Source organism: Mesorhizobium sp. M00.F.Ca.ET.216.01.1.1 (assembly GCF_004010325.2).
Classification (GTDB): domain Bacteria; phylum Pseudomonadota; class Alphaproteobacteria; order Rhizobiales; family Rhizobiaceae; genus Mesorhizobium.
In genome coordinates this window covers 1-747 of record NZ_SADR02000086.1, presented here as the reverse complement: position 1 = coordinate 747, position 747 = coordinate 1, and the positions used below count along the sequence as shown (strand labels likewise).

Below are 747 nucleotides of genomic sequence, written 5' to 3'. Positions count from 1 at the left end.
CGATATGGCGATGAATGCGTCCGACGCGAATGAGGGGAGCAGCGACTACGCGGATGCCAAGCGAATCTATGGTGAGTTGCGGTTCCTGATGCCGCGCCGCCCCGGTTGGAGGCGGATCGAAGATCGCACGGCCCGGCTAGTACTCGATCACTGGTCGGCCATCAAAGCATTGGCCGCGCATTTGCTGGTCAAGCATGATCTCCAATTCGATGAGGCTCTGACGATTGTTGCGCCGCATCTTCCGCCCATGCCAGTAGCTACGCCGCCAGAGCGTTTCCGCCGCCTGCTTGATCAGCCATTCGATGTGATTTGACCACATCTGCAACACCTCGCGCTTCTCCTTGACGTAGGTATAGAGATTGTAGATTTCGCCTATGTCTGTCAGGGACGCCGCCTTGTGATTCAGTATGTGCTCGATGACGTGTGGCAATACCTGCCGCCTGCCGAGATTTGTCGCGAGCGTCCTGCGCAGATCGTGAAGGGTCCAGTTCTCCAAAGCCACCCCGTCAATATTGACCTTGCCGTCTAGAGCCTTCTTGCCCTTCGCGTAGCCTGAGAAGTGGCTTCTTTCGTTGCCCCTCGCAGGGAAAACAAACGTGTCATTGGTCTTCGGTACCGACTGGGGGACCGACACCGCCAGTGTGGACAGCGGAATAAGCGTAGGCTCTTCGTTCTTCGTGCGGTCACCCGATAGTTCCCATGTTCCGGCTTCAAGGTTGAGTTCAGACCAACGCATCGCGGCAACTT

1 protein-coding gene is annotated in these 747 nt (G+C 57.0%); it reads right to left on the bottom strand.

All coding sequences use genetic code 11. The features are described 5' to 3' along the window. Positions 1 to 136: 136 nt before the first annotated feature. The coding region (locus tag EN859_RS35135) for a tyrosine-type recombinase/integrase (protein ID WP_145972002.1) at positions 137 to 747 on the bottom strand (611 nt) is incomplete at its 5' end.